The 26,238-nt window shown below is 69.5% G+C and carries 19 protein-coding genes; 11 read left to right on the top strand and 8 right to left on the bottom strand.

Features of this window, described 5'->3' with window-relative positions; translation table 11 throughout:
* The first annotated feature begins 168 nt into the window (after nucleotides 1-168).
* Both xylB and xylA read left to right on the top strand, forming a co-directional pair.
* On the top strand, nucleotides 169-1,674 hold the full coding sequence (xylB, locus tag PQS31_RS03410; RefSeq protein WP_272761261.1) for a xylulokinase: 1,506 nt from the start codon (nucleotides 169-171) through the stop codon (nucleotides 1,672-1,674).
* 76 nt (nucleotides 1,675-1,750) lie between these two features.
* Nucleotides 1,751-3,085, top strand: a complete 1,335-nt coding sequence (gene xylA, locus PQS31_RS03405) for a xylose isomerase (protein ID WP_272761260.1) — start codon at nucleotides 1,751-1,753, stop codon at nucleotides 3,083-3,085.
* A 90-nt stretch (nucleotides 3,086-3,175) separates the two neighbouring features.
* Here xylA and PQS31_RS03400 read toward each other — a convergent pair whose 3' ends face one another.
* Nucleotides 3,176-4,237, bottom strand: a complete 1,062-nt coding sequence (locus PQS31_RS03400) for a LacI family DNA-binding transcriptional regulator (protein WP_272761259.1) — start codon at nucleotides 4,235-4,237, stop codon at nucleotides 3,176-3,178.
* Nucleotides 4,238-4,425: 188 nt separating this feature from the next.
* On the opposite strand from PQS31_RS03400, the gene PQS31_RS03395 reads away from it, so the two are divergent.
* The 4 genes from PQS31_RS03395 (at nucleotide 4,426) to PQS31_RS03380 (ending at nucleotide 10,763) form a co-directional block, all read left to right on the top strand.
* Nucleotides 4,426-6,537: an alpha-glucuronidase family glycosyl hydrolase gene (locus PQS31_RS03395; protein ID WP_272761450.1), complete on the top strand. Its 2,112-nt coding sequence runs from the start codon at nucleotides 4,426-4,428 to the stop codon at nucleotides 6,535-6,537.
* Between the two features lie 77 nt (nucleotides 6,538-6,614).
* Complete coding sequence (locus PQS31_RS03390) at nucleotides 6,615-8,537, top strand: sialate O-acetylesterase (protein ID WP_272761449.1); 1,923 nt, start codon at nucleotides 6,615-6,617, stop codon at nucleotides 8,535-8,537.
* Nucleotides 8,538-8,636: 99 nt separating this feature from the next.
* The gene (locus tag PQS31_RS03385) at nucleotides 8,637-10,358 is read left to right on the top strand and encodes a glycoside hydrolase family 43 protein (RefSeq protein ID WP_272761258.1); all 1,722 of its coding nucleotides are present in this window, start codon (nucleotides 8,637-8,639) and stop codon (nucleotides 10,356-10,358) included.
* 114 nt (nucleotides 10,359-10,472) lie between these two features.
* Nucleotides 10,473-10,763, top strand: coding sequence for a hypothetical protein (locus PQS31_RS03380; protein WP_272761257.1), 291 nt, complete (start codon nucleotides 10,473-10,475; stop codon nucleotides 10,761-10,763).
* Nucleotides 10,764-11,187: 424 nt separating this feature from the next.
* On the opposite strand, the gene PQS31_RS03375 is transcribed toward PQS31_RS03380, so the two are convergent.
* The 3 genes from PQS31_RS03375 to PQS31_RS03365 form a co-directional block, all read right to left on the bottom strand.
* On the bottom strand, nucleotides 11,188-12,375 hold the full coding sequence (locus tag PQS31_RS03375) for an endo-1,4-beta-xylanase (RefSeq protein ID WP_272761256.1): 1,188 nt from the start codon (nucleotides 12,373-12,375) through the stop codon (nucleotides 11,188-11,190).
* A 280-nt stretch (nucleotides 12,376-12,655) separates the two neighbouring features.
* Nucleotides 12,656-13,720: an endo-1,4-beta-xylanase gene (locus tag PQS31_RS03370; RefSeq protein WP_272761255.1), complete on the bottom strand. Its 1,065-nt coding sequence runs from the start codon at nucleotides 13,718-13,720 to the stop codon at nucleotides 12,656-12,658.
* Nucleotides 13,717-14,190, bottom strand: coding sequence for a hypothetical protein (locus tag PQS31_RS03365; RefSeq protein WP_272761254.1), 474 nt, complete (start codon nucleotides 14,188-14,190; stop codon nucleotides 13,717-13,719). The genes PQS31_RS03370 and PQS31_RS03365 overlap by 4 nt, the downstream gene beginning before the upstream one ends.
* 731 nt (nucleotides 14,191-14,921) lie before the next feature.
* On the opposite strand from PQS31_RS03365, the gene PQS31_RS03360 reads away from it, so the two are divergent.
* The 4 genes from PQS31_RS03360 to PQS31_RS03345 all read left to right on the top strand — a co-directional run bounded on the left by PQS31_RS03360 (nucleotide 14,922) and on the right by PQS31_RS03345 (nucleotide 18,921).
* A complete protein-coding gene (locus tag PQS31_RS03360) occupies nucleotides 14,922-16,421 on the top strand; it encodes an MFS transporter (protein WP_272761253.1) in 1,500 nt (499 codons plus the stop codon).
* Entirely contained in the window at nucleotides 16,418-17,467 is a 1,050-nt protein-coding gene (locus PQS31_RS03355; protein ID WP_272761252.1) for a glycoside hydrolase family 43 protein, read from the top strand. Before PQS31_RS03360 ends, PQS31_RS03355 begins: the two co-directional genes overlap by 4 nt.
* Nucleotides 17,457-18,287, top strand: a complete 831-nt coding sequence (locus PQS31_RS03350) for an aldose epimerase (RefSeq protein ID WP_272761251.1) — start codon at nucleotides 17,457-17,459, stop codon at nucleotides 18,285-18,287. The genes PQS31_RS03355 and PQS31_RS03350 overlap by 11 nt, the downstream gene beginning before the upstream one ends.
* 193 nt (nucleotides 18,288-18,480) lie before the next feature.
* A complete protein-coding gene (locus PQS31_RS03345; RefSeq protein WP_272761250.1) occupies nucleotides 18,481-18,921 on the top strand; it encodes a DUF2628 domain-containing protein in 441 nt (146 codons plus the stop codon).
* A gap of 570 nt (nucleotides 18,922-19,491) precedes the next feature.
* Here PQS31_RS03345 and PQS31_RS03340 read toward each other — a convergent pair.
* From PQS31_RS03340 to PQS31_RS03325, 4 genes are read right to left on the bottom strand one after another with little or no spacing between them, the layout of a single operon-like run.
* Complete coding sequence (locus tag PQS31_RS03340) at nucleotides 19,492-19,782, bottom strand: hypothetical protein (RefSeq protein WP_272761249.1); 291 nt, start codon at nucleotides 19,780-19,782, stop codon at nucleotides 19,492-19,494.
* Nucleotides 19,766-22,117 (bottom strand): FdhF/YdeP family oxidoreductase, encoded by a 2,352-nt coding sequence (locus tag PQS31_RS03335; protein ID WP_272761247.1) that lies wholly within the window; start codon nucleotides 22,115-22,117, stop codon nucleotides 19,766-19,768. Before PQS31_RS03335 ends, PQS31_RS03340 begins: the two co-directional genes overlap by 17 nt.
* Nucleotides 22,114-23,001, bottom strand: a complete 888-nt coding sequence (gene fdhD, locus PQS31_RS03330) for a formate dehydrogenase accessory sulfurtransferase FdhD (protein WP_272761246.1) — start codon at nucleotides 22,999-23,001, stop codon at nucleotides 22,114-22,116. The genes PQS31_RS03335 and fdhD overlap by 4 nt, the downstream gene beginning before the upstream one ends.
* A 48-nt stretch (nucleotides 23,002-23,049) precedes the next feature.
* Nucleotides 23,050-24,735 (bottom strand): OFA family MFS transporter, encoded by a 1,686-nt coding sequence (locus tag PQS31_RS03325; RefSeq protein ID WP_272761245.1) that lies wholly within the window; start codon nucleotides 24,733-24,735, stop codon nucleotides 23,050-23,052.
* Nucleotides 24,736-24,934: 199 nt separating this feature from the next.
* Between PQS31_RS03325 and PQS31_RS03320 the strand changes: the two genes are divergently transcribed.
* Nucleotides 24,935-26,008, top strand: coding sequence for a substrate-binding domain-containing protein (locus PQS31_RS03320; RefSeq protein WP_272761244.1), 1,074 nt, complete (start codon nucleotides 24,935-24,937; stop codon nucleotides 26,006-26,008).
* The last annotated feature ends 230 nt before the right edge of the window (nucleotides 26,009-26,238 follow it).

Raw genomic sequence — 26,238 nt, 5'->3', positions numbered from 1 at the left:
AAGGACCGGATTCCGCAGCGCAGCAAGCCATTTTTCGAACTGCTGCTAGAGTGCAAGCCATCGTCGATTTCCACCGACCGCACCCATGTCGCCAGCCGTTCCGATGCGTGTCCTTTTTTTTGTCCCGGTGAATGTTAGCGCTAACTTTGCGGGCCGGGCGGTGGTGCCGTGACCGTCGTCGCCGGGCTCGATGCGGGCACCCAGAGCGTCAAGCTGGTGGTCTACGACGCCGATGCGCGCCGGGTGATCGCCAGTGCCAGTGCGCCGCTGGATCTGATCAGCGGTGAGGACGGCAGCCGCGAGCAGCATCCGGCGGCCTGGGTGGATGCGATGCGCGAGTGCTTCCATGCGGTCGATGCCGGCATCCGCGGACGCATCGAGGCGCTGGGCGTCTCCGGCCAGCAGCATGGCTTCGTGCCGGTGGATGCGGCGGGCGAGGTACTGGGCCCGGCCAAGCTGTGGTGCGACACCAGCACCAGCGCCGAATGCGGCGAGATCATGGACGCGGTGGGCGGCGCGGCGCGCTGCATCGAGGTCGCCGGCAATCCGATCCTCGCCGGCTACACGGCATCCAAACTGCCGTGGACGCGCAAGCACCGGCCCGAGGTGTACGCGAAGCTCGCGACGATCCTGCTGCCGCACGATTATCTGAATTTCGTGCTGACCGGCGAGCGCTGGTGCGAACACGGCGACGCCTCCGGCACCGGCTGGCTCGACGTGCGCACGCGCACCTGGTCGAGGACGATGCTCGATGCCACCGACGCCACGCGCGATCTCGCCGACTGCCTGCCGCCGCTGGTCGAGCCCGATACGTTGGTGCCGGTGTCGGCGGCGATCGCCAGCGAACTGGGCCTGCCGGCCGGCACGCGCATCGCGGCCGGCGGCGGCGACAACATGATGGCGGCCATCGGCACCGGCTGTGTCGCCGAGGGCCGGCTGACGATGAGCCTCGGCACGTCCGGCACGCTGTTCGCCTATGCCGACCGGCCGATCGTCGATGCCGGCGGCGCGTGGGCGGCATTCTGTTCCTCGAGCGGCGGCTGGCTGCCGTTGATCTGCACGATGAACTGCACCGTCGTGACCGAGCAGGTCGCGAAGATGTTCGGCTTCAGCACGCGTGACGGTGACGCGCGCATCGCGGCGACGCCGCCTGGCGCCGACGGGCTGACCTTCCTGCCGTTCCTCAACGGCGAGCGCACGCCCGACCTGCCGCTGGGCAAGGGCGTGCTGGCCGGTCTCGGTGCGCACAACATGCGCGAGGCGCACGTCTACCGCGCGGCGATGGAAGGCGCGACCTACAGCCTGCGCTACGGCTACGACGCCTTCGTCGGTGCCGGCATGCGCTTCGACCGCATCGCGCTGACCGGCGGCGGCGCGAACAGCGGGGCGTGGCGGCAGATGGTGGCCGATGTCTTCGATTGCCCGGTCGACGTGCCCGCGCAGGTCGAGAGCGCCGCCTTCGGTGCGGCGCTGCAGGCGCTGTGGGCGCTGCAGCGTGCGCAGGGCGCTGCGGACACGCTGGCCGATGTGGCCGGCGCGCACGTCGCGGTCGATCCCTCGCTCGCGTGCATGCCCGATCCGGCGCGAGTGCGCGCCTACCAGCCCGCCTACCAGCGGTTCCTGCGGCATCTGGACGCGGTGCGTCCGCTCTACGCCGCATCGCCGTCGTCATGAACGATCGCGCGCGGAGGCGATCCGCGCGCGTCCGAATGGTCCCTACCTCTCTTCACGCACTGCACGAGAACCCCACATGAGCGCACAGCATTTCATCGGCGGCCGCGAATACTTCAGCGGCATCGGCACCATCCCGTTCGAGGGCCGCGACTCGGACAATCCACTCGCGTTCAAGGTCTACCAGGCCGATCGCCGCATCGGCGGCAAGACGATGGCCGAGCATCTGCGTTTCGCGGTCTGCTACTGGCACACGTTCTGCAATTCGGGACAGGATCCGTTCGGTCCGGGCACGCGGCGCTTTCCCTGGGATGGCGGTGAACCGCTGGCGGCGGCCGAGGCCAAGCTCGATGCGGCGTTCGAGTTCTTCACCAAGCTCGGCGTGCCGTACTGGTGCTTCCACGATGTCGACCTGGCACCGGACGCCGACGACATCGGCACCTACGAGAAGAACCTCAAGCACATGGTCGCACTGGCCAAGGAGCGCCAGCAGGCGACCGGCATGAAGCTGCTGTGGGGCACGGCCAACCTGTTCTCGCATCCGCGCTACATGAACGGTGCATCGACCAATCCCGACTTCGCGGTCGTCGCGCGTGCGGCGGTGCAGGTCAAGGCGGCGCTGGATGCCACGGTCGAGCTGGGCGGCGAGCACTACGTGTTCTGGGGTGGCCGCGAGGGCTACGCCAGCCTGCACAACACCGACATGAAGCGCGAGCTGCAGCATTTCGCGCGCTTCCTCACCATGGCGCGCGACTACGGCCGCAGCATCGGCCTCAAGGGCAACTTCCTCATCGAGCCCAAGCCGATGGAGCCGATGAAGCACCAGTACGATTTCGACAGCGCCACCGTCGCCGGCTTCCTCAAGGAGCACGGGCTGGAGAAGGACTTCAAGCTCAACATCGAGGCCAACCACGCCACGCTGTCCGGCCACACCTTCGAGCACGACCTGCAGGTGGCCAGCGATCACGGCCTGCTCGGCAGCATCGATGCCAACCGCGGCAATGCGCAGAACGGCTGGGACACCGACCAGTTCCCGACCGATCTCTACGACACCGTCGGCGCGATGCTGGTGGTGCTGCGCCAGGGCGGGCTGGAAGGCGGTCTGAATTTCGACGCCAAGCCGCGCCGCGAATCGACCGACATGGAGGATCTGTTCATCGCCCACATCGGCGGCATGGATGCGTTCGCGCGCGGTCTGGAAGTCGCACACGCGCTGCTCGAAAAATCCCCGTGGGAGCAATGGCGCAAGGCGCGTTACGCGAGCTTCGATTCCGGCGATGGCCAGGCGTTCGAAGCCGGCCGCCTCTCGCTGGCCGACCTGCACGGCATCGCCTCGAAGGCGGGCGAGCCGCAGCAGCGCAGCGGCCGCCAGGAAGCCTACGAGAACCTGCTCAACCAGTACCTGCTGCGCTGAGGGCCGGACCGCATGACGCCACGGGCCGCCCGCGCGCACATCGGACCGATGTCCGCGCGTGCGGCGGCCCGGCCCCGCGCCGCGTCGCACTCACTTCGCGCGCGGCGGCTTCGCCACCGAATCGCGACCGATCAGCCGGTGCGCGATCACATGGTCGGCCAGCACACGCGTGCTGGCGTCATTGCGGCGGATGCCGCGCACCAGCACCTCGATGGCGGTATTGGTCATCGCCTCGATCGGCTGCTTGATCGTGGTCAGTTCCGGCCAGACCGTGGTCGCGGCCGAGCTGTCGTCGAACCCGACGACCGACAGGTCACGCGGCACGTCGAGGCCGCGCCGGTGTGCGACCGAGATCGCGGCGGCGGCCATGTCGTCGTTGCTGGCGAAGATCGCGGTCGGCGGCTTGCGCAGCGCCAGCAGTGTTTCCGTGGCGGCGAGGCCCGAGCGATAGGTGTAGTCGCCCTGCTGGATGAGCGCGGTGTCGAGGGCGATCCCCGCCTCGTCGAGCGCCGCCTTGAACCCCTCGAAACGCCGCGCGGTGGCGCTGAGGTAGGTGCCGCCCTTGATGCAGGCGATGCGGGTGTGGCCGTGTTCGATCAGGTGCCCGGTGATCTCCTTCGCGGCGCGGAACTCGTCGACGCGGACGCAGGAGATGTCGTCGCTGAAGCGGCCCGAGGCAATCGCCACCACCGGCACGCCGGCGCGCACGAATTCGGTCACCGCGGCCTTGGATTCGCACAGCGGTGGCGGCAGGATCACGCCGTCGACGCGCTTGGCGAGCGCCCGCGCGGCCTTGCGCTCGGCGTCGGCGTCGAGTTCGTCCCAGTAGTCGATGACCAGCTGGATCGCCGTGCCCGAGGCCACGCGCAGCAGGCCGAGCAGCAGCTCGCGCAGATAGGCGCCGCTGGGATTGGTGTAGACCAGCGCAATGCGCGTGTGCTGCGCGGCCGCGAGCGAACTGGCGGCGAGGTTGGGCGTGTAGTTCAACTCGCGCACCGCGCGCATCACACGTTCCCGGGTGCTCTCACGCACCTTGCCCTGACCGTTGATCACCCGCGAGATCGTCATCGGCGAGACGCCGGCGAGTGCGGCCACTTCGGCGATGGTGACGCCGCGGGTCTTGCGACGCACCGACTTCTTGGTCTTCTCCAACGTTCGTTCCTTCACTCGCCAGGCGATGGACCCGACCGATCGCGCGCATCGGGCCCTTGTGCATGAAAGCCGGTTCCGGGGAGGGAATCCAGATGTCGCAGATGTTAACGCTAACCCCTTCGACCGGCGAGGCGGCGCGTGCCCGGGTGCTCCGTTCGTGCCTGGCCGCGGCCGCGTGGTGCGTGCTGATGATGACCGCGTCCACCGCGCGGGCCGAGGATGGCTACGACCTGTGGCTGCGGTATGCGCCGCTCGGCGCGGCGACAGCGGCTGAGACGCGCATCCGGGAGCTCGTGAGTCCCGACGATACGCCGGTGCAGACCGCAACGCGGCGTGAACTGCAGCGCGGACTCAGGGCACTGTCCGGCATCGCGCCGGCGCGTGCGGACCGGGTGAACCGAGACGGAGCGCTGCTGGTCGGCACGCCGGCCTCGTCGCCGCTGATCGCAGGCCTAGATCTGGATCTCGAGGGCCTGGGCGAAGAGGGCTACCGCATCCGCAGCGCCGTCGTCGGCGGTCATGCGACGACGGTCGTCGCCGCCAACAGCGACGTCGGCGCGCTGTACGGCAGTTTCCATCTGCTGCGCCTGCTGCAGACGGGCCAGCCGCTCGAAGACCTCGATATCCGCGAGGCGCCGCGTCTGGCGCTGCGCGTGCTCAACCACTGGGACGATCTCGACCGCTACGTCGAGCGCGGGTATTCCGGCCAGTCGATCTGGGACTGGCACCGGCTGCCGGGCTGGCTCGACCCGCGCTACACCGATTACGCGCGTGCGAACGCCTCGATCGGCATCAACGGCGCGGTGCTCAACAACGTCAACGCCAACGCCGAGGTGTTGACGCCGATGTACCTGGAGAAGGTCGCGGCGATCGCCGGCGTGCTGCGGTCCTACGGCATGAAGGTGTATCTGAGCGCGCGCTTCAGCGCGCCGATGGAAATCGGGGGGCTGGCCACGGCCGATCCGCTCGATGCCGGTGTGCAGCGCTGGTGGCGCGCGAAGGCCGACGAGGTATACGCGCTGATTCCCGATTTCGGCGGTTTCCTGGTCAAGGCCAATTCGGAAGGCCAGCCCGGCCCGCAGGACTATGGCCGCAGCCATGCCGACGGCGCCAACATGCTGGCCGATGCCCTGGCGCCGCACGGCGGCGTGGTGATGTGGCGCGCGTTCGTCTATTCCGACGAGGAACCCGTCGACCGCGCCAAGCAGGCCTACAACGAATTCGTGCCGCTCGACGGTCGCTTCCGCGACAACGTGCTGGTGCAGGTGAAGAACGGACCGATCGATTTCCAGCCGCGCGAGCCTTTCCATCCCCTGTTCGGCGGCATGCCGAAGACGCCGTTGATGATGGAGTTCCAGATCACGAAGGAATATCTCGGCTTCTCGACGCATCTGGCCTACAAGGGCCCGCTGTACGAAGAGGTGCTGGACGCCGACACCCACGTGCGGGGGCCGGGCTCGACCGTGGCGCGCGTGATCGACGGCGCGCTCGACGGCCACGCGCTGACCGGCATCGCCGGTGTGGCCAACATCGGCAGCGACCGCAACTGGAGCGGCTCGCACTTCGACCAGGCCAACTGGTACGCGTTCGGGCGCCTGGCCTGGAATCCGGAGCTGTCGTCACGCGATATCGCGGTCGAGTGGACGCGGATGACGTTCGCCAACGATCCGGCGGTCGTCGAGCCGGTGGTCGGCATGATGATGGCCTCGCGCGAGGCGGTGGTGGATTACACCGGTGCGCTGGGCCTGCACCATGTGATGGACCGCGGCCACCACTACGGCCCCGGGCCGTGGGTGGAAGGCGGTCCGCGCGCGGACTGGACGTCGGTGTATTTCCACCGCGCGGACGCGAACGGCATCGGCTTCGACCGCACGCGCCGCGGCAGCGATGCGGTGTCGCAATACGCGCCGCCGGTGGCCGAAATCTTCGACGACGTCACGCGCACGCCGGAGAAATTCCTGCTGTGGTTCCACCATGTGCCCTGGGGCCACACGATGCGCAACGGGCGCTCACTGTGGGACGAGCTGGTACTGCGCTACGACCGCGGCGTGAACGCGGTGCGCGACATGCGGGCGACCTGGGCCGGTCTCGACGGCCGCATCGATCCCGAGCGGCATGCGCAGGTCGCCGCGTTTCTCGCGATCCAGCAGGCGGAGGCGCAATGGTGGCGCGATGCCAGCATCGCGTATTTCCAGTCGATCTCCGGGCTGCCGCTGCCGGCGGGCGTCGCGCCGCAGGCGCACACGCTCGAGCATTACAAGGCGCTGGAGTTTCCGCATGCGCCGGGAGACACGCAGTGAAGCGTAAGGCTGCAGGCACGCCGCATCGACTGTTCGCCGCGTACGCGCGCACCGCGCTGGCGACACTGCTGCTCGGAATGGCGCCGTTCGCGCCGGCGACGGCCGACGACGCAGACGCGGCGCTGCTGCATCCGCTGTTCCAGGACCACGTCGTGCTGCAGCGCGACCGGCCGATCCGCATCTGGGGTGACGCCGCGCCCGGCGTGACCGTGCAGGTCGGGCTGGCGCGCCATCGTCGCAGCGCCCGCGCGGATGCCTCGGGGCGATGGTCGGTCGAACTGCCGGCGCTGCCTGCCGGCGGGCCTCACACGCTCACCGCGCGTGCCGGCGAGGTATCGCGCACGGTCGCCGACGTGCTGGTCGGCGATGTCTGGCTGTGTTCCGGCCAGTCGAACATGGAGCTGCAGGTCTGGCGCTCGCTGGATGCGCACGCCGAGATCGCGGGCGCGGCCAGCGACACGATCCGCGTGCTGACCGTGCCGCAGGCGAGCCGTCCGGCGCCGCAAACGCGCTTCGGCGACGACACCCGTTGGCAGACCGTCAGCCCGGACTCGATCCGCGATTTCTCCGCCGCCTGCTGGTACTTCGCGCGTGAGTTGCAGAAGACCGTCGACGTGCCGATGGGGCTGGTCAACGCGGCCTGGGGCGGCTCGCGCATCCAGGCCTGGACCAGTGCCGAGGCGCTGCGTTCCGGCGGCGGGCTCGGTGCCGAACTCGATGTGCTGGCGCTGTACGCCGACGCGCCCGAGGCCGCTGTCGCGCGCTGGGGCGATGTGTGGACCGGCTGGTGGCAGCAGCGTCCGGGGATCGCCGCCGGTGACCGTCCCTGGGAGGGCGACGCCGGCGGTGCGGACTGGCGCGATGCACCGCGCGATCTCGGCGCGTGGGAGCGCTGGGGCATTCCGGAACTCGCCGCCTTCGACGGCATGCTCTGGTATCGCACGCAGGTCAGGCTGACGGCAGACCAGGCCGCACAGGCGGCGACGCTGATACTCGGCCCCGCTGACGAAATGGACACGACCTGGGTCAACGGTCGCGCGGTCGGCAGCACCTACGGCGCCGGCACGCCGCGCACCTACGCACTGCCTGACGGCCTGCTGCGCGCCGGCGACAACCACATCGTCGTCAACGTGCTCGACACCTACCGCGAAGGCGGGCTGGCCGGGCCGGCGTCCGCGCATGCGCTCCGCTTCGCCGATGGCAGCACGGTGCCGTTCGATGGCGGCTGGCGCTATCGCGTCGTGCCGAACGCGGTCGGCTCGCCGCCGCGCGCGCCGTGGCAGTCGGCGGCGGGATTGTCGACGCTGTACAACGGCATGATCGCGCCGCTGGCCGGCATGCGCCTGCGCGGCATGCTCTGGTACCAGGGCGAGTCGAACACCTTCGAGGCCGACGCCTACGCGGGGCTGCTGCGCGGATTGCGCGACGACTTGCGCGGTCGCTTCGGTGATCCCCGCTTGCCGTTCCTCGTGGTGCAACTGGCGGGCTACGGCACGCCGGCCAGCGCGCCCGGCGAGAGCGACTGGGCCGCGTTGCGCGAAGCCCAGCGTGCGGTCGCCGCCGATCCGCACAGTGCGCTGGCCCTGACGATCGACATCGGCGACCGCTACGACATCCACCCGCCGAACAAGCAGGTGCTCGGCAAGCGGCTCGCGCGTGCGGCGCGGCATGCCGTCTACGGCGAGACCATCGCAGCCTCCGGTCCGGTGCCGCAGCAGGCACGGCGGGAGGGTGACGAGGTGGTGCTCACGTTCGCCGATGTCGAGGGCGCCCTGGTCGCGTACGGCGCGGCCGGACCTGCCGGCTTCGAGCTGTGCGGGGCGGCGGCCGGCAGCTGCCGGTTCGTCGATGCGCGGGTGGACGGTGGCCGCGTGCGCTTGCCTACCGGCGACGGCCCGGTGCCGACGCGCGTGCGCTACGCCTGGGCCGATGCGCCGATGGTCAACCTGTTCGATGCCGCCGACCAGCCCGCGGGCCCGTTCGAGATCGAGATCCGCTGAAAATCCCGCCTGCCGCAGGCAGGTCCAGTCCATGGAGATGCGACGATGAAACGATCCGACACTGCAGCAACACCGGTCCCGACCGTGGAGCGCCACGCCATGAGGTTCCGCAGCGCGCTGGTCTGCGCGCTCGTGGCCCTGGCCGCGGCCGGCGCGAGCAGCAGCGTCATCGCCCGAGCGCCGGCGGACCCCGCACCCGCGGTAACCGGCACGGCCGCTCCTGTCCTGTTCGACTGGTTCGAATACACCGGCCGCGATCGTGCGTTCGAGTTGCCGCTGCCCGAGGGGCATTTCCGCAATCCCATCCTCGCCGGCTTCCATTCCGATCCGAGCATCGTCGCCGCGCGCGGCAAGTTCTACATGGTGCATTCCACGTTCACCTACTTCCCCGGCATCCCGGTGTTCGAGAGCGAGGACCTGGTGCACTGGACGCAGGTGGGCAGCGCGATCCATCGCCCCGGCCAGCTGGATTTCGACGGGCTTGGGCTGTCGCGCGGCGTGTTCGCGCCGACGATCGAATACAACGACGGCACCTTCTACGTGGTCAACACCTCGGTCGACGGCGGCGGCAACTTCATCGTCACCGCGACCGATCCGGCCGGGCCGTGGTCGGACCCGCACTGGCTGCCGGGCATCGGCGGCATCGATCCCTCGCTGTTCTTCGACGACGACCGCCGCGTCTACATCCTCAACAACGACGAACCCGAGGGGCCGGTGCGCTACGACGGGCATCGTGCGATCTGGATGCAGGCGATCGACATCGACTCGCTGACGCCCTTCGGCCCGCGCAAGGTGCTGATCGACGGCGGCGTGAAGCCGGAAGAGAACCCGATCTGGATCGAAGGCCCGCACATCTACAAGGTCGACGGCTGGTACGTACTGTCGAACGCCGAGGGCGGCACCGGGCCGCAGCATTCGCAGGTGGTGCTGCGCAGCCGCGATGTCTGGGGCCCGTACATTCCGTACGAACACAACCCGATCCTCACCCAGCGTGACCTGCCGCCCGATCGCGACCTGCCGATCACCAATGCCGGCCACGTCGACATGGTCGAAGGCCCGGACGGCAGCTGGTGGGCGGTGTTCCTGGCCAGCCGCAACTACGACGTGCGCCAGTACAACACCGGCCGCGAGACCTTCCTGCTGCCGGTGACCTGGAACGACGGCTGGCCGACGATCCTGCCTCTGGGCGAGACCATCCCGTACACGCTGCCGGCGCCGTCCTGGATGACGGGCACGGCCGAGCAGGCGCCGATGTCGGGCAACTTCACCGTGCGCGACGAGTTCGACACGCCGCAGCTCGGGCGCGAGTGGATGTTCGTGCGCGTGCCCAAGCGCGACTGGGCGGATCTCGCCTCGCATCCCGGCCGGCTGGCGATCCATCCGCTGCGCGAGGGTCTTGACACGCTCGGCAACCCGTCCTTTCTCGCGCGCCGCCAGCAGCATCTGGTGTTCGAGGCCAGTGCCGCGCTCGCAGCGCCGACCGCGGGCGTGGCCGCGGGCCTCGCGGCGTTCCAGAGCGGCAATCACTGGTACGTCGTCGGTGTGCGCCGCGATGCCGACGACGCGCTGCAACTGTTCGTCGAGCGCGCCAAGGGCGAGGGCGCGCCCGTCGAGGTGCTGGCCACGCGCACGGTCGCGACCGCGGACGCGCTGCGCCTGCGCATCGCCGGCGACGAGGGCGAGATCGCGTTCGCGTTCGCGGCGGACGACGGTGACTGGCAGACCCTGCTGGAGGGCGCGGACGCGACCATGCTCAGCACCGACGACGCCGGCGGCTTCGTCGGCGTGACGCTGGGCCCGTACGCGCGCGACGAACGATGACCACCGCGGCCGTGGGACGCGCGCCTCGCCGCGCGGCCACCCACGGTCGCGCGCCGCGTACGCCCGCACCCCACGCGCATCGGCATCGTTCGCTTGGGCGTGGCGCGTTCCACCGTGGCGTACCAGGCGATCTGCATGGACGATGCTCCGGGCGGAGCACCGGGCCGGGCGATCTGGGGCGTGTCGCGGCGCAGTGCGACGCGCGCGATGCGCTGCGACCGCAGATCGGGCGCTACACGCGGTGTCACCCGCGCGCTGCACGAGGTGCTGTGCGCGGCGAACGAACATGACGCCGTGCGCGAGCGGCGCGCCTCCCGACGTACGCCCGCTGATGCCGACGGTCACCGGAAACGCGATGGCCTCTCGGCGGACGGCGTGCATCCGACGCATCCGGCGGGCCCGTGACCTCGCCGTGCCGGGCTTGCCGTCGACTGCAGTCGGCGCCGGCGTGGCCGGCCTTGGGTCGCGGCATTGGCACGGACACACCGGATGCCGCGCCTGAGGACTGACGGCGGCGAGCGAGTCGCCCGGATCGCCTGCCCATCGGGTGGCGCAGACGCCGGTACGGGAACCGTCAGGTATTCGCGTGCGGAAGGATCCCTCTCGTCGTACTTGCGGATACTGGGGGCACCGGCCTCGAATCGTGCTCGTGCAGTCACTGGATTCCCGCCCGTGCGGGGATGGCGACGATGCTCGAGACGACGGCTGGATCAGCCGTAAAGAGCGCCCAACCGTAAGCGCGCCGCCATGCCTGCGCAGGCGGGAATCCGCGTTTCGGGCCGGGCAGCGGCGTGCTGGCCGGATGCCCGGCGGTGCGGTACTGGGCGGCTCAGCGTGCCCCTGCCTCCCCCGGCACCGCCAAGACCGCCTCCAGTGCCGGCTTCGGCTGGCGTTCGCGATCGAACAGCAGGGTGTAGTTGGTGCGGCCCGGGATCGGGTAGTCGTTCTTCCACGACATGCCGTCCTCCACGCCCCAGACGCTGACGCGTTCGATCACGTCGCGCTTGCGGTGGAACAGGCGGAAGAGTTCGGCATAGCGATCGGCCAGCTGTTGCTGCACGTGGGCCGGCAGTCCTTCGCGATAGGGGTCGAGATAGCGTTTGAACTCCGGAAGCTGGAACTGCGGATGCAGCATGCCGGTGCCGATGATCTGGCCTTCGCGGGTCAGCGGCAGCACGTCGACGTCGAGCTCGGTGATCATCACCTTGACCCCGAGTGCGGCGTACGCGTCGATCGAGGCCTCGATGTCGGCGAGCGACGGGTAGTTCAGGCCCCAATGGCCCTGCATGCCGATGCCGTCGATGCGGATACCGGCGTCCTGCAACATCCTCACCAGGCGCACGATGCCGGCGCGCTTCTCCGGCCGCCAGGCGTTGAAATCGTTGTAGTACAGCGCGGTCTCCGGTGCGTAGCGGCCGGCGGCCTCGAAGGCGTGGCGCACCACCGCGTCGCCGTCGCCGCCGAAGGCGCGCGTCCACACGGTGTCGCGGTATTCGCCGTCCTCGCCGATGATCTCGTTGACCACGTCCCAGGCATCGACGCGGCCGGCATAGCGCCCGGCGACGACCTCGATGTAAGCGCGCATGCGCTCGGCCATCTCCTCGGGCGGTGCAGGCGTACCGTCGTCGCGTTCGAAGAACCAGGCCGGTGTCTGGTTGTGCCACACCAGGGTATGGCCGATGAGATACATGCCGTGGCGCTCGCCGTAGGCGACGAAGGCATCGGCCGGCGCGAAGTCCCAGACGCCGGGCTCGGGATGCAGCACCTCCGCCTTCATCACGTTTTCGGCGGTCAGCGCGTTGAAATGTCGCGGCACCAGGGCCTCGGTGCGCGGGTCGCGGCCGGCGACGATGCCGTCGTTGACCGCGGTGCCGATCAGGAAATCGCCGCGGTAGGCGTCCTTGAGCGTGGTCGGTGCGGGCGCCGCGGGGGGGCTCCACGCGACCTCGGCGGCCTGGGCCGACACGAGTCCGAGCAGCAGCGGCAGGACGAGGGCAGGGCGGAAGCGTCCGGTCATCGGGGTGTCGTCCTGTCTGGTGAACGCCGTCGTGCGCGGCGCGCGGGTGCGGCATGCGGGGGCGCGGCCGGAAGGCGTGCTTCGGCAGGCGGCACGCGGATTCCAGGTCCCGTGGGCGTGGTCACGTCGATGCGGAGCGTGAAGGGATTTCGGCAACGATCTGCGCCCGGCACGCCGCCAGTGGCTGCGGCGGTGCCGCGCACGGCTGGGGTCGCCGCCGAGACCCGCGCCAGCCCGCCGGCCCGCGCGGGTGCAACGACGCCCGAGCCGAGGCGCACGCTCATTGCGCCGCGCCAGAAGTCGCGTCCCCCGCATCGGAGGCCGGCGCTTCGCCGCGGACGTAGCGCCGCAGCCACGCCAGCGCCGGGCGTTCGCGACCCTCGCGATCGATGAGGTAGGCGCGTTGCTCGGTGCGCCAGAGACCCGGTCGGAAGCCCCACAGCGTCACCCCTTCGACGGCCGGGTGTTCCCAGAACACCGGAAAGATGCGCTGGAACGCTTCGAGCTGGGCGTCGTCGGTGGGGCCGTCGATATCGAGTTCGGTCACGTGGATCGGCAGGCCGGTCGAGGCCAGCAGGTCGAGACTTTCGCGATGCACCGACATCGGCGTTTCGGTGGTGGTCGAGAACGCATGGCCCTGCACGCCGATCACGTCGATGAGGTTCTCGGCCTGCAGCAGCTGCACGATCGCGTGATAGCGCTTCGCGTCGTCGGGCGTGTTGGTGATGCTGTAGTCGTTGAGCATCAGCCGCGCATCCGGAAAATGCGTACGTGCCAGGCGGAAGGATTCCAGCACCCAGTCCCAGCCGCTCTCGCCGTCGCCGCCGAGCGCCTGCGCGTAGTTGCCGCCGTCCTCGTCGTCCTGCGTCGGCGGATCGTGCAGCGGCTCGTTGACGACCTCCACGATGTCGATGTCGGGATAGCGCGCAGCCACCGCCGCGAACCATTCCTCGATCTCGGCGCGCTGCTCGTCGGGTGGCAGGTGGCGGATCCACTCCGGCTGCTGGTTGCCCCAGACCATGACGTGCATCTGGAACGGCAGGCCGTTGTCCTTGGCCAGCCGGTAAGCCGCGTCGAGCCGGTCCCAGACCATCAGGTCGCGCTGTCCCTCGACCTCGCCCCACTTGCCGGCGTTCTCGGGCGTGACCTTGTTCCAGTACACGAGGAACTCCTCGTCCTGCAGCGGCGAATGCGCGCTGCCGAGGAACTTGTCCAGGCCGTGGGCGAGGGCGGTCGAGGGCGCAGGTGCGGCCGCGGGCGCGGCGGGTGCATCGGCCGGGCGGTCCGCGCATGCGGCCAGGGCGAGGGCCAGTGCGGCCAGCAGGAAGGGGCGGGGTTTCTTCATCGATCTCTCCCTGGTCGAAACACCGGTCCCCGCTGTCGCAGGGCGGTGTTCGGGATGGTGGGTGTGCTGGAATCGACATGCGCGCGGAACGGTCCGCGCTCCGGCGACGCGAAGGTGGCGGCATCGGTGTGTCTCGCCGGGGCACAGCCCGTGCGCGCGAGGGCAGGCGGACGGATCACCGGCAACGCCGCGAGATGGGCGCCGGCGGCATCAGGCACAGCGCGGTACGTCCGCCGGCACGCCCGCACGAAGCCGATCGCACCGGCGGGCGTGAACGTGGCGCTGATCATCCCGTCGTGCTGCGCACTCCCACCGCACCCCATGCGCAAGGGGTACGCGTCGCCGGGCGCGGCGCGACCAACGCGCTGACCGTCGCGGCGGATAGCGGCGGTGCACAGCGGACCCGACCCTGGGGCGTGGCCAGCCTCGCGGTCGAGGCCGATGCCCATCTGGACAGCGGACGCGCTCATTCGACCCCGGTCCACAATGCGGTCGTGCGCCTTGCTCTGGTCGCCATCCGTCTCTCCGCCGACGTGCGGTCGATAGTGATAGCGCTATCACTAACACAGCCCGCTTCGGATCGCGTTCTGCGGCGCATCATCGCGCCCAAGGCGGTTACACGGATGTGCCATAGGGTGCTGCAGCGCCGAAGAAACCGGAAGTCTTCGCGGTGAGGGCGTTATGTTGCTGCGCAGCGTGACGGCGCTCGAATGATAGCGCTACCTTTCGATCGCGTGATCGGTTAACGGGCTCACGGCGCGTGCCATGCGATCGGCACGGTTCCGCACCGGATGCCGCCAGGAACGGGAGGGGCAGTGCAAGACAGGATCATGCGAACCACGCTGCCGCGCGCGCTGAGCTCGACGCTTCCCGTTGTGGCCGTCGTCGCGTCAACAGCGAAGGGCGCCGCTCCAACCTCTGCTCCCCTGGCGCCGTCAACGCGCTCGACGCCCCCGGCCGCACCTCCAGCATCGGCATCCGCGACACATTCCGACCCGATACCGTCCCACGTCGTCTCCCCACGGCCTGTCCCGGCGCTCCGGCGTCGGGGCGGGCCGTGTCCGTCCCGCCGGTATCGTGTCCCGGCCGGATCCGCCTGTGCCGGCATGGCGCAGGTGAGGCCGGCCCCGCTTCGATATCCATGCGTCTCCCGCCGGGTCCGCGTCAGCGCCCCCGGCATCTCCACGGGTGCTCCGTCGCAATGACTTCCGCCGCTTCCTCCCGCGCCACCGAAGTGCTGTCCGTCCGCGAAAAGCTCGGCTACAGCCTCGGCGATCTCGCGGCCAACCTGATCTTCCAGACCCTGGTCACGTATCTGGCGTTCTTCTACACCGACGTCTACGCGCTGCCTGCGGCCACCGCGGCGACGATCATCTTCGTCGTCGGCCTGCTGGGCGCGTTCGTGTTCACGCCGATCATCGGTCTGCTGGCCGACCGCACGCACACGCGCTGGGGCAAGTTCCGGCCGTGGATCCTGTGGACCGCGGTGCCGTTCGGCGCGCTGGCGCTGCTGGCCTTCAGCACGCCGGATCTCGGCGAGCGCGGCAAGGTGATCTATGCGCTGGTCACCTACACGCTGCTGGTGCTGGTCTACGGCGCCAACAACCTGCCGTATGCGGCGCTGAGCGGTGTGCTGACCGGCAACATGGATCAGCGCAACAGCCTGTCGTCGTACCGCTTCGTCGCGGTGATGGTGGCGCAGTTCGTGATCCAGGTGCTGCTGCTGCCGATGGTGCTGATCCTCGGCGACGGGGATCGCGTCCGCGGGTTCGAGCAGGTCATGACGATCTTCGCGATCGTCGGCACGGTGTTCTTCCTGATCACGTTCCTCACCACGCGCGAGCGCATCGCGCCCGTGCAGGCGCAGTCCTCGGGCGTGATGCAGGACCTGGGCGACCTCGCGCGCAACCGCCCCTGGCTGATCATGCTGGCGCTGACGGTGCTGGTGTTCATCACGCTGGCGCTCAAAGGCGGCATGACGATCTACTACTTCCAGTACTACCTCGATGAAGCCGCGTTGGCGGCGTTCCTGCAGGGCACCGGTTTCAACGCCTTCATCGCGGGCCTCAACGCCGCGCTGACCGGTGCGGGGCTCGCCGGCTTCCAGTGGCCCGAGGACGCGCCGACCTCGGCCTTCAGCCTGTTCAATGCCGGCGGCATCATCTTCATGATTCTCGGCATCGGGCTGTCACGGCCGCTGGCCGAGCGCTTCGGCAAGCGCGACGTGTTCGGCGGCGCGCTGTTCGTGGCGACGCTGTTCGTGCTGGCCTTCTATCTCTATCCGCCGGATGCGATCTGGCTGGTCTTCGGCTCGCAGATCCTGCACGGCTTCTTCTACGGCATCACGATTCCGCTGCTGTGGGCGATGATCGCCGACGTCGCCGACTACTCCGAATGGACCAATCACCGCCGTGCGACGGCAATCATCTTCTCGGCGATGCTGTGCGGCCTCAAGGTCGGGCTGAGCATCGGCGGCGCGCTGGTCGCCGCGATCCTCGCCCATTACGGCTACGCCACCGGCGGCGGTGCGCAATCGGACGCGGTGACGGACGGCATCCGGCTGGCGATCAGCGTGTACTGCTCGATTCCGTTTCTGCTGGCGGTCGGCCTGCTGTTCTTCTACCGGATCGACAAACCGATGGAAGCGCGTCTGGAACGCGAACTCGCCGAGCGCCGCGCAGGCGCGGAGGTGGTGGCATGAGCGCGCATCCGAAGCCGCCGGCCGACACCCGGGGCGAAGCGGCCCTGTCGGCCGAACTGCACGCGCTGGCCGACAAGGCGATCTCGCGCCCGCTGGTCACCCACATCTACACGGCGGACCCGTCGGCCCACGTATTCGAGGGACGGCTGTACATCTACCCGTCGCACGACATCGACGCCGGCACGCCGTTCGACGACGAAGGCGGACACTTCGGCATGGTCGACTACCACGTGCTGCGCATGGATGCGCCCGACGGCGAGGTGGTGGACTGCGGCCCGGCGCTGCACGTACGCGACGTGCCCTGGGCGAAGCGCCAGATGTGGGCGCCCGACGCGGCGTGCCGCGACGGGCGCTACTACTTCTATTTTCCGGCCAAGGACGCGGACGACATCTTCCGCATCGGTGTCGCGGTCGGCGATCGTCCGGAAGGGCCGTTCACCGCGCAACCCGCACCGATGGCCGGCACCTATTCGATCGACCCGGCGGTCTACGCCGACGACGACGGCACGCACTACATGTACTTCGGCGGCATCTGGGGCGGCCAGCTGCAGAAGTACCGTGACAACGTCCGCGACGCCGCGCACGAGGAGCCCGTTGGCGATGCGCCGGCACTCGGCGCGCGCGTCGGGCGCCTGCGCGCGGACATGCTCGAGCTCGACGAGCCCACGCGCGAAGTGGTGATCCTCGACGAACACGGACAGCCGCTGCGCGCCGACGACCACAGCCGGCGCTTCTTCGAAGGCCCGTGGCTGCACAAACACGACGGGCGCTACTACTTCTCCTATTCCACCGGCAACACCCATCTGCTGTGCTACGCGGTCGGCGACAGCCCGTATGGGCCCTTCACCTACCAGGGCGTGATCCTGAAGCCGGTGGTGGGCTGGACCACGCATCACTCGATCGTCGCATTCGACGGCCGCTGGTGGCTGTACTACCACGACGCGTTGCTGTCCGGCGGCGTCACCCATCTGCGGTCGGTCAAGGTCACGGAGCTGCATCACGATGCCGACGGCCGCATCCGCACGATCGATCCGTATGGCAGATGACGGCACCGACGGCGCCCTCGCGCCGCTTGCGGCCGGTTCGTGTCTCGACATCGAATGCGGCGCGTTGCGGGTCAGCGTCGCGCCGTCGGCCGGTGGTCGCATCGCGCAGATCGTGTACGCGGGTGATGCCCAGCTGGTCGGCCCCGACGACGGTCATCCGCAGACGATCGCCTGGGGGTGCTATCCGATGCTGCCCTGGGCCGGGCGGGTGCGGAATGGCCGCTTCTGCTTCGACGGCCGCGAGTATCGGCTTGCGCCCAATCTCGGCCCGCATGCGATTCACGGCGTCGGCTTCGCGCTGCCGTGGCAGGTGGAGCTGCACACGGCGGATTGCATCGTGCTGGCGCTGCAGCTGCCCCGCGACGCGCGCTGGCCGTTCGGCGGCGTGGCGCGGCAGACATTGCGGGTGACGCCACGCTGCCTGCGGATGACCCTCGCGCTGGACGCGCAGGAGCATGCGATGCCCGCCGTGATCGGCTGGCACCCGTGGTTCCGCAAGCCCGATCGCCTCGACTTCGCGCCCACCGCCATGTACCCGCGCGACGCCGCCGGTCTCACGGTGCTGCCGCCCGGACCGCCGACCACGCCGCCATGGGACGACTGTTTCCTCGGCGTCGACGGCGCGGCGCTGCATCGCGGGGGGCGACGCCTGGCGCTCGCCTCGGACTGCGACCACTGGGTGGTCTTCGACGAGCGCGACGACGCCACCTGCGTCGAGCCCCAGAGCGGACCGCCCGACGCCTTCAATCTCGCGCTGCCGCGCCTGGCGGCCGGTGAACGGATCAGCCGGTGGTTCGAGATGCGCTGGGCGGGGCGCTGACGCACCCGGCCCATGCCGGGAGCCCGATACCGCGCGATGCCGGGATCGGAGCGCACGGCCGGGCGGGTCGACCGGTCGCGATCCACGGCGCCGTGTGTCGAGCAATGGCGGCCCTGCCATCGCGCCCGGCAGACTCGGCGCGCGCCTGTCGGACGCGGCGCCTTTCGAATGCCCACCAAGGAGAAGGATTCTCGTGAGCGACCCCTACAACTCGTATGTCGCGCCCGACGCCGCGGGTGCTCTGCCGCCTGCGGTCGCGCGCCCGGTCCCTGCGCCGGATCCCATCGCGCGTCTGCCGGTATCGGCGACCTGGAAGCGCCGGTTCCGGCTGGTCGTGAAGGCGGGCGGTCCCGAACTCCCGAAGGTTTTCGACTTGCCGTTCGGCGAACGCTTCGCGCTGAATTTCAACGTGCTCGCCTTCCTGTTCGGCCCGATCTATTACGTGATCAAGGGACTCTGGCGACAGGCGGTGGTGTATCTCGTTCTGGCCGTGGCGGTTGTCGTCCTGCTGGAGATGCTGGGGCTGGGACGGCTCGGGCGCGGCGTCACATACGGTCTGGCTGCGCTCTACGGCCTGCGCGCGAACGTGAGCTATTACAAGGCGCGTGTCCTGAACGCCCCGCCCTGGTTCTGACCCGCGCGGCGCGTCGTGGGCCCGGCGGTGGCGACCGAGTCGCAGCGTCCCGGCAGCCGGTACGCGCGTGGGCGATCGGCCTGCGGCACACCCGCGTGCGCGAATCAAGTCCTCGTCCGACCTGTCGCTCGTCTTGTGGCGAAAGATTGACCAGTGCGGTTCGCGCCGCTTCGCATGCGGGCTCGCGGAGCTTATCCACACGTTTGTCTTCCGATCATCCACACCGGATGTGGACAACGCCGGTGAGCGGTCTGCCGGGCGCGCCGTCAAGTGTGCGGATGCGGACGATGTTCCGGTGCGGCGCACGACCGGGACTAACCGCCCATCGTCGAGCGAAGACGCCGGCGGACGACGATCGCCGGCCGCGCGCGGCACGGCCGACGCCACTGCACATCAGCGTGCGCGGATCAAGCCCGCGGCGTCGGCGTGCCGACGGCCATGGTCAAACTTTGACCAGCGTTTCGCGCGCCGCGCCGCAGGCGGGCTTGCGGCGCTTATCCACATGTTTGTCATCGGACGATCCACATCGGATGTGGACAAGCCTGCGGCTAGCGGCGCGTGGCATCCGCGTCAATGGTGCGCCTCGCCCGGTTCCGCGTCGTCGGCCAGCGAGCGCGCCATCGCGCGGCCGGCGTCGGTGAGCTGCGCCAGCGTGCGCTCGCCGTCCTCGAAGGTGCGCACCCAGCCGGGGCCGGACGTGTCGCCGATCGCGTCGTCGCCGAGGTAGGCGAGGGTGCGCAGCAGCACGCTCATGCGCACGTCCAGTCGCTTGCACAGCCGCGGCAACGACATGCCGTCCGGCGCTGCGGCGAGCGCCGCCAACAGCGCTTCGAGCAGGGCTTCCTCAGCGGACGATTGCATGGATGTCGCGCTGGCGCGGCACGTGCGCGCCGACGTCGGCGACGTGCGGGGTGACGATCACCGGCACCGATTTCGACGTGGGCGTGCGCGACTCGTCGGCGAAACTCGACAGCGGTACCAGCGGGTTGGTCTCGGGGTAGTACGCCGCCAGACAGCCGCGCGGGATGTTGTATTCGACCAGCAAAAAGCGCGGTGCCTGCCGGCGCACGCCGTCGTCGCAGATGCTCTCCAGGTCCACCCAGTCGCCGGCGCGCATGCCCAGCGCGGCGATGTCGTCGGCGTTCGCGAACAGCACGCGCCGCTCGCCGAACACGCCGCGGTAGCGGTCGTCGAGGCCGTAGATCGTGGTGTTGTACTGGTCGTGCGAGCGCGTGGTCGCCAGCGTGAACACCGGCTGCGTGCCGTGCGTGCGGCGCGCGCGGTGGATCGGGTTGTCGGTGGGCACCGGACAGGACAGGAACACCGCCTTGCCGGCCGGATTGACCCATCTGCGATCGCGCGCGGTGTTCGACAGGCGGAAGCCGCCGGGCACGCGCACGCGGGTATTGAAGTCGTGGAAGTCGTCGAAGGTCGCCGCGATCATGTCGCGGATGCGGTCGTAGTCCTCGATCACGCCCAGCCAGTCGATCTTCGAGCGCGCACCGAGCGTGGCATGCGCCAGACGCGCGACGATCGCCGGCTCCGACAGCAGGGTGTCTGAGGCCGGCGGATTGATGCCCGACGACAGGTGCACCATGCTCATCGAATCCTCGACCGTCACGCCCTGCGGGCCGCCGGCCTGGATGTCGATCTCGGTGCGCCCCAGGCACGGCAGGATCACCGCGTCCCTGCCGTGGACCAGATGACTGCGGTTGAGCTTGGTGGTCACGTGCACCGTGAGGTCGCAACGGCGCAGGCCGCGCGCCGTGGCCTCGGTGTCGGGCGTGGCGATGGCGAAGTTGCCACCCATGCCGAAGAACACCCGGGCACGGCCGTCGAGCATCGCCTCGATCGCGCCGACGGTGTCATAGCCGTCCACGCGCGGCGGCTCGAAGCCGAACACGTCGCGGATGCGATCGAGAAACGCAGCCGGCGGCTTCTCGTAGATCATCATCGTGCGGTCGCCCTGCACGTTGCTGTGCCCGCGCACCGGGCACGCGCCCGCACCTTCGCGCCCCAGATTGCCGCGCAGCAGCAGCAGATTGACGATCATGTGGATCGTCGCCACCGAGTGCTTGTGCTGGGTGATGCCCATGCCCCAGCAGGCGATGACGCGTTCGCACGACAGGTACAGCTCGCCGGCGCGGCGGATCTGCGCCTCGTCGAGGCCGGATTCCTCGATGATCACGTCCCAGGGTTCGGCGAGCACGTCGGCCATGAACGCATCGAAGCCGGTGGTGTGCTCGGCGATGAAGGCGCGGTCGAGCAGGCTGGCGCCGCCGTTACCGGTGATCTCGATGTCGCGTTCGAGCACGTGCTTGATCATGCCCTTCAACGCCGCCAGATCGCCGCCGATCTTGAGCTGGAAGTAGTCCGACGAGATCTGCGTCGAGCCGTAGGTCGCCATCTCCAGCTTGTCCTGGGGGTCGGCGAAGCGCTCCAGCCCGCGTTCGCGCAGCGGGTTGAACGAGACGATCTTCGCCCCGCGCTTGGCCGCCTCGCGCAGCTCGCCGAGCATGCGCGGATGGTTGGTGCCCGGGTTCTGGCCGAAGATGAAGATGCCGTCGGCCTGTTCGAAGTCGTGCAGCGACACCGTGCCCTTGCCGACGCCGATCTGCTTCTTCATCGCGGTGCCGGACGACTCGTGGCACATGTTCGAGCAGTCAGGAAAGTTGTTGGTGCCGTACTCGCGCACGAACAGCTGGTACAGGAACGCGGCCTCGTTCGAGGTGCGGCCCGAGGTGTAGAAGATGGCCGCGTCGGGCGAGGGCAGGGCGTTGAGATGCCGCGCGATCAACGCGAAGGCCTCGTCCCAGCGCACCGGCACGTAGTGGTCGGTCGCCGCGTCGTAGCGCATCGGCGTGGTCAGCCGGCCCTGCTGCTCGAGCCAGTAGTCGCTGTACTCGGCGAGCTGCGTCACCGTGTACGTCGCGAACAGTTCCGGGCCGGCGCGGAACTTCGTCGCCTCGGCGGCCACGGCCTTGGCGCCGTTCTCGCAGAACTCGAAGGTCGAGGTGTGGTCGCGATCGGGCCAGGCGCAGCCGGGACAGTCGAAGCCGTCGGGCTGGTTCGCACGCAACAGGGTCTTCGCGCCGCTGAGTGCGATCTTCTGTTCGCTCAGGTGCCTGGCCACGCTCTTGAGTGCGCCCCAGCCACCGGCGGGGCCGTCGTACTTGCGGATCGTGTCGTTGCTCATGGTGCGGAGGTCCTGCCTGGGCGCGCGGGTGCCGGCGATGACGCGGTCGGCGGCAGCAACCGCTGCGCGTGGGTGTACACGGCGTGCCCGTCGTCGCGGGCGAAGCCGATCAGGGTGAGGTGGGCGCGTTCGGCGAGTGAGATGGCCAATGCGGTCGGTGCGGAGATCGCCGCCATCAGCGCGATGCCGACGCTCGCGGCCTTCATCGCCATCTCGTAGCTGGCGCGGCTGGTGACGACGAGAAATCCGCCGGCGGGGTCGACATCGCGCGCGTGCAATGCGCCGATGAGCTTGTCGAGCGCGTTGTGGCGGCCGACGTCCTCGCGCGCCAGCAGCAGCGTGCCGTCGAGCGCGGCCCAGCCGGCGGCATGCGTCGCGCCGGTCAGCGCCGCGATCGACTGCGCATCGCGCAGGCCACCCAGGGCGCGAGCGAGGGACTCCGGTGCGACGCGCACGTCGGTCGTGACCGGGGCGGGATAACGCAGCGCCGCTTCCAGCAGCTCGCTGCCGCAGACGCCGCAGCCGCTGCGCCCGCTCATGCTGCGACGACGCAGGGCCAAGGCCTCGGCGCGCGTGTCGGGAATCCGCAGCCGGATCTCGACGCCTTCGATGAACTGCTCGACGCCTTCGATCGCCACCTCGGCCGGCGTTTCCACGATGCCTTCGCTGAGCGCGAAGCCGCGGGCGAAGTCCTCGAGGTCGGTGGGCGTGGCCATCATCACGGCGAAGGGCACGTCGTTGTAGACGAAGGCCACCGGCACTTCCTCGGCGACATGGTCGTCGAGCCGGCGCAGCGCGCCGCCGCGCCAGCGCTGGACCGGGCGGCGGACCGCGCCGGCCGGCGGTGCGGAGTCGATGTCGGTGTGGCGGGTGGGCTCTGTCATGTCGGAACGATACCGGCGCGCGCGTGAGCGGGCGCCGGTGTCATGGCCTCAGGAGAACAGCACCAGCGCCTTTTCGAGCGTCTTCCAGATGCCGAACGCCAGCGGGATGCCGACCGCGGCCCAGCAGAAGGCGACCAGCAGCGGGCTGCCGCCCGAGCCGATACGGTCCATCTCGTCCTTCGACACCAGCGACCTGCCCGAGGCATCGACCTTCTCGTGCGCCAGCTGCTTCTCGTGCGCCAGTTCCTCGGGCGACATGAAGTGCTTGGGATTGACCGGGCGCACCAGCAGGTTGCAGACCAGGCCCAGCACCAGCATGCCGGCGAGGATGTACATCGTGGTGTTGTAGACCTGCGACGGCGGCATGCCGAGGCCCAGCTGGTACTCGCGCATGTAGCCGATGACGAACGGACCGAGGATGCCGGCGGTCGCCCAGGCGGTCAGCAGGCGGCCGTGGATCGCGCCGACGTGCTGGGTGCCGAACAGGTCGGCCAGATACGCCGGCACGGTGGCGAACCCGCCGCCGTACATCGACAGGATCACGCAGAATGCGATGACGAACAGCGCGATCGAACCGGCGTTGCCGAGCGTCGGCGCCGAGGCGTAGAGCGCGATGCCGAGCACGAAGAAGATCGAGTAGGTGAGCTTGCGGCCGAACTTGTCCGACATCGACGCCCAGAAGAACCGGCCGATGATGTTGGCCAGGCTGAGCATGCCGACGAAGCCGGCCGCGATCGCCGCGATCGCCGAGAGCTGTTCGGCGCTCAGCTCGCGGAAGCCCGCGTCCACGCCGATCAGGCGGCCGCCGAACATCTCCTGCAGCATCGGCGACGCCAGGCCCAGCACGCCGATACCGGCCGAGACGTTCAGGCACAGCACCGCCCACACCAGCCAGAACTGCGGAATGCCCCAGACGCGCTTCACGTGCACGTGGCCCTGGGTGATCATCGCGTTGTCCCTGGCCGGCGGCGGCGTCCAGCCCCTGGGCGTCCAGCCGGTCGGCGGCACGCGATAGCCGAACGCGCCGGCCATCATGAAGACGAAGTAGACCGCGGCCATGACCAGGAAGGTTTCCTTCACGCCGACCGAGGTCGGGGTGGCGAAGTGGCGCATCAGCATGTCGGCCAGCGGGCTGCCGATCAGCGCGCCGCCGCCGAAGCCCATGATCGCCATGCCGGTCGCCATGCCGCGGCGGTCCGGGAACCACTTGATCAGTGTCGAGACGGGCGAGATGTAGCCCAGGCCCAGACCGATACCGCCGATCACGCCCGAGCCCAGCCACAGCATCCAGATCTGGTGCAGGTGCACGCCCAGCGCGGAGATCAGCAAGCCGCCGCACCAGCACAGCGCGGCGACGAAGCCGGCCTTGCGCGGGCCGACGCGTTCCAGCCAGCCGCCCCAGATCGCCGCCGAGCAGCCCAGCAGCACGAAGAACAGCGTGTACATCCATTGCAGTTCGCTGATCTGCCAGTCGCAGCCGGCCGAGGTGATGCGCGCGAAGAACCCGAGTTCCGGGCCGCAGGCGATCGGCGCACTGATGCCGACGGCCATCGACAGCGGCAGCCAGAACACGCTGAAGCCGTAGGCCATGCCAATGCACAGGTGGATCGCCAGCGCGGCCGGCGGGACCAGCCAGCGGTTGAAGCCGGGCCTGGCGATGATGCGTTCCTTCGAGAGCAGGCTGCCCTCGGGTGCGCGGCGGGCCGCGCGCGTGGTGGTGGAACTGTCGGCCATGAAGTCGTCCCCGGACGGTGTGCGGGGCGCGGCCGCCCCTTTGTTTATGTTCTTGGCCGCATATTGGCTGCGACAAAGTGTCGCAACCCTACGCCGACGCCGCTTGCCGGGCCACCGCTATTGGTCGAATATCCGGCTCTGGGGAACATATTGAATCTGCGGCGGGCGCGCGCTGCCCGACGCGTGCACGAGGGTCCGCATGTACAAGGTCCGTATCCAGCCACGCTGGGAGCTCGAAAGCGCCGACGGCGTCCGTCTACCCGCGCATCTGGTCGATCTGCTGGTGGCGGTGCGTGCGAGCGGCTCGCTGGCGGCCGCCGCACGGAGCGTGGGCCTGTCCTACCGCTACGCCTGGGGCCAGTTGCAGGCCGCGCGGGACGTCTTCGGGCAGCCCTTGCTGCGCATGACCCGGGGCCGCGGCGCACGCTTGACCGCGATCGGCGAACGTCTGGTCTGGGCCGACAATCGCATCGCCGCGCGCCTGTCGCCGATGCTCGACAGCCTGGCGACCGAGCTCGAAGCCGAACTCGAACGCACCGTCAGCGCACACGCGATGCCGCTGCGCGTGCACGCCTCGCACGGCTTCGGGGTCGAGACCTTGCGGCGCGCGATGGCTGAGGCCGATCTTCCGCTGGACCTCAAATACCGCAGCCCGGACGATGCGCTGTCGGCACTGCGCAGCGGCGCCTGCGACATCGCCGGTCTGCACCTGCCGATCGGTGATCTCGAGCCGGCGCTGTTCGCGCATTACCGGGACCGCCTCGATCTCGACGCCGACCGCGTGATCCACCTGGCGATGCGCCGCCAGGGCCTGGTGCTGGCGCCGGGCAATCCGCGGCGCATCCAGACCCTGCAGGATCTCGAGCGTCCCGACATCCGCATGATCCACCGGCAGCCGGGCTCGGGCACGCGGCTGCTGCTCGAGGCGATGCTCCGGCGTCACGGCATCGCGTTCGAACGCATCCGTGCCTGCGACGTCGAGGAACTCACGCATGCCGCCGTGTCGGCCTATGTGGCCAGTGGTCTGGCGGACGTCGGGTTTGCGCTGGAGCCGCCCGCGCGCCGGTACGGGCTGGACTTTTTCCCGCTGGTCACCGAGCACTACTTCTTCCTGTGCCACAACGACGTTCTCGAGTCCGGCCGGCTCACCGATCTGCTGGCCCTGCTGCGCAGCGAGCGCTTCCGGCGCGAGCTCGGCCTGCTGCCCGGCTATGATCCGAGTTACTGCGGCCGCGTGCAGACACTGGCCGAGGCGTTCGAGGCGGCACGCTGAACATGCCTGCCGACGACCGGCGCGCCGCGATGCCCGCTTCGTATCAGTGTCAGCGCCATGACAGCCCGATGTGCCGTGCAGTACCCGATGTGCGATCTCCCCGCTCGCAAAGCATCGCGTGTCGCACGCGGTGTGCGCAGGAGGCAACGGGGCCCTGGATAAGCAACGAACGCCAACGTTTAATCCGCGCCCGTGGCCCAGCGCGTGACACGTGGCCGGTGGTGCGCTTC

This window comes from Luteimonas sp. BLCC-B24 (assembly GCF_028550595.1).
Taxonomy (GTDB): domain Bacteria; phylum Pseudomonadota; class Gammaproteobacteria; order Xanthomonadales; family Xanthomonadaceae; genus Luteimonas.
This window is presented reverse-complemented; position numbering and strand designations above follow the sequence as displayed.

What these genes read in the sequence shown, in the direction of transcription:
- PQS31_RS03340 (WP_272761249.1), bottom strand. Translation starts at nt 19,782, where the DNA reads ATGCAATCGTCCGCTGAGGAAGCCCTGCTCGAAGCGCTGTTGGCGGCG.
- xylA (WP_272761260.1), top strand. Translation starts at nt 1,751, where the DNA reads ATGAGCGCACAGCATTTCATCGGCGGCCGCGAATACTTCAGCGGCATC.
- PQS31_RS03365 (WP_272761254.1), bottom strand. Translation starts at nt 14,190, where the DNA reads ATGAGCGCGTCCGCTGTCCAGATGGGCATCGGCCTCGACCGCGAGGCT.
- PQS31_RS03375 (WP_272761256.1), bottom strand. Translation starts at nt 12,375, where the DNA reads ATGACCGGACGCTTCCGCCCTGCCCTCGTCCTGCCGCTGCTGCTCGGA.
- PQS31_RS03360 (WP_272761253.1), top strand. Translation starts at nt 14,922, where the DNA reads ATGACTTCCGCCGCTTCCTCCCGCGCCACCGAAGTGCTGTCCGTCCGC.
- fdhD (WP_272761246.1), bottom strand. Translation starts at nt 23,001, where the DNA reads ATGACAGAGCCCACCCGCCACACCGACATCGACTCCGCACCGCCGGCC.
- PQS31_RS03385 (WP_272761258.1), top strand. Translation starts at nt 8,637, where the DNA reads ATGAGGTTCCGCAGCGCGCTGGTCTGCGCGCTCGTGGCCCTGGCCGCG.
- PQS31_RS03320 (WP_272761244.1), top strand. Translation starts at nt 24,935, where the DNA reads ATGTACAAGGTCCGTATCCAGCCACGCTGGGAGCTCGAAAGCGCCGAC.
- PQS31_RS03395 (WP_272761450.1), top strand. Translation starts at nt 4,426, where the DNA reads ATGATGACCGCGTCCACCGCGCGGGCCGAGGATGGCTACGACCTGTGG.
- PQS31_RS03335 (WP_272761247.1), bottom strand. Translation starts at nt 22,117, where the DNA reads ATGAGCAACGACACGATCCGCAAGTACGACGGCCCCGCCGGTGGCTGG.
- PQS31_RS03370 (WP_272761255.1), bottom strand. Translation starts at nt 13,720, where the DNA reads ATGAAGAAACCCCGCCCCTTCCTGCTGGCCGCACTGGCCCTCGCCCTG.
- PQS31_RS03325 (WP_272761245.1), bottom strand. Translation starts at nt 24,735, where the DNA reads ATGGCCGACAGTTCCACCACCACGCGCGCGGCCCGCCGCGCACCCGAG.
- PQS31_RS03350 (WP_272761251.1), top strand. Translation starts at nt 17,457, where the DNA reads ATGGCAGATGACGGCACCGACGGCGCCCTCGCGCCGCTTGCGGCCGGT.
- PQS31_RS03355 (WP_272761252.1), top strand. Translation starts at nt 16,418, where the DNA reads ATGAGCGCGCATCCGAAGCCGCCGGCCGACACCCGGGGCGAAGCGGCC.
- PQS31_RS03390 (WP_272761449.1), top strand. Translation starts at nt 6,615, where the DNA reads ATGGCGCCGTTCGCGCCGGCGACGGCCGACGACGCAGACGCGGCGCTG.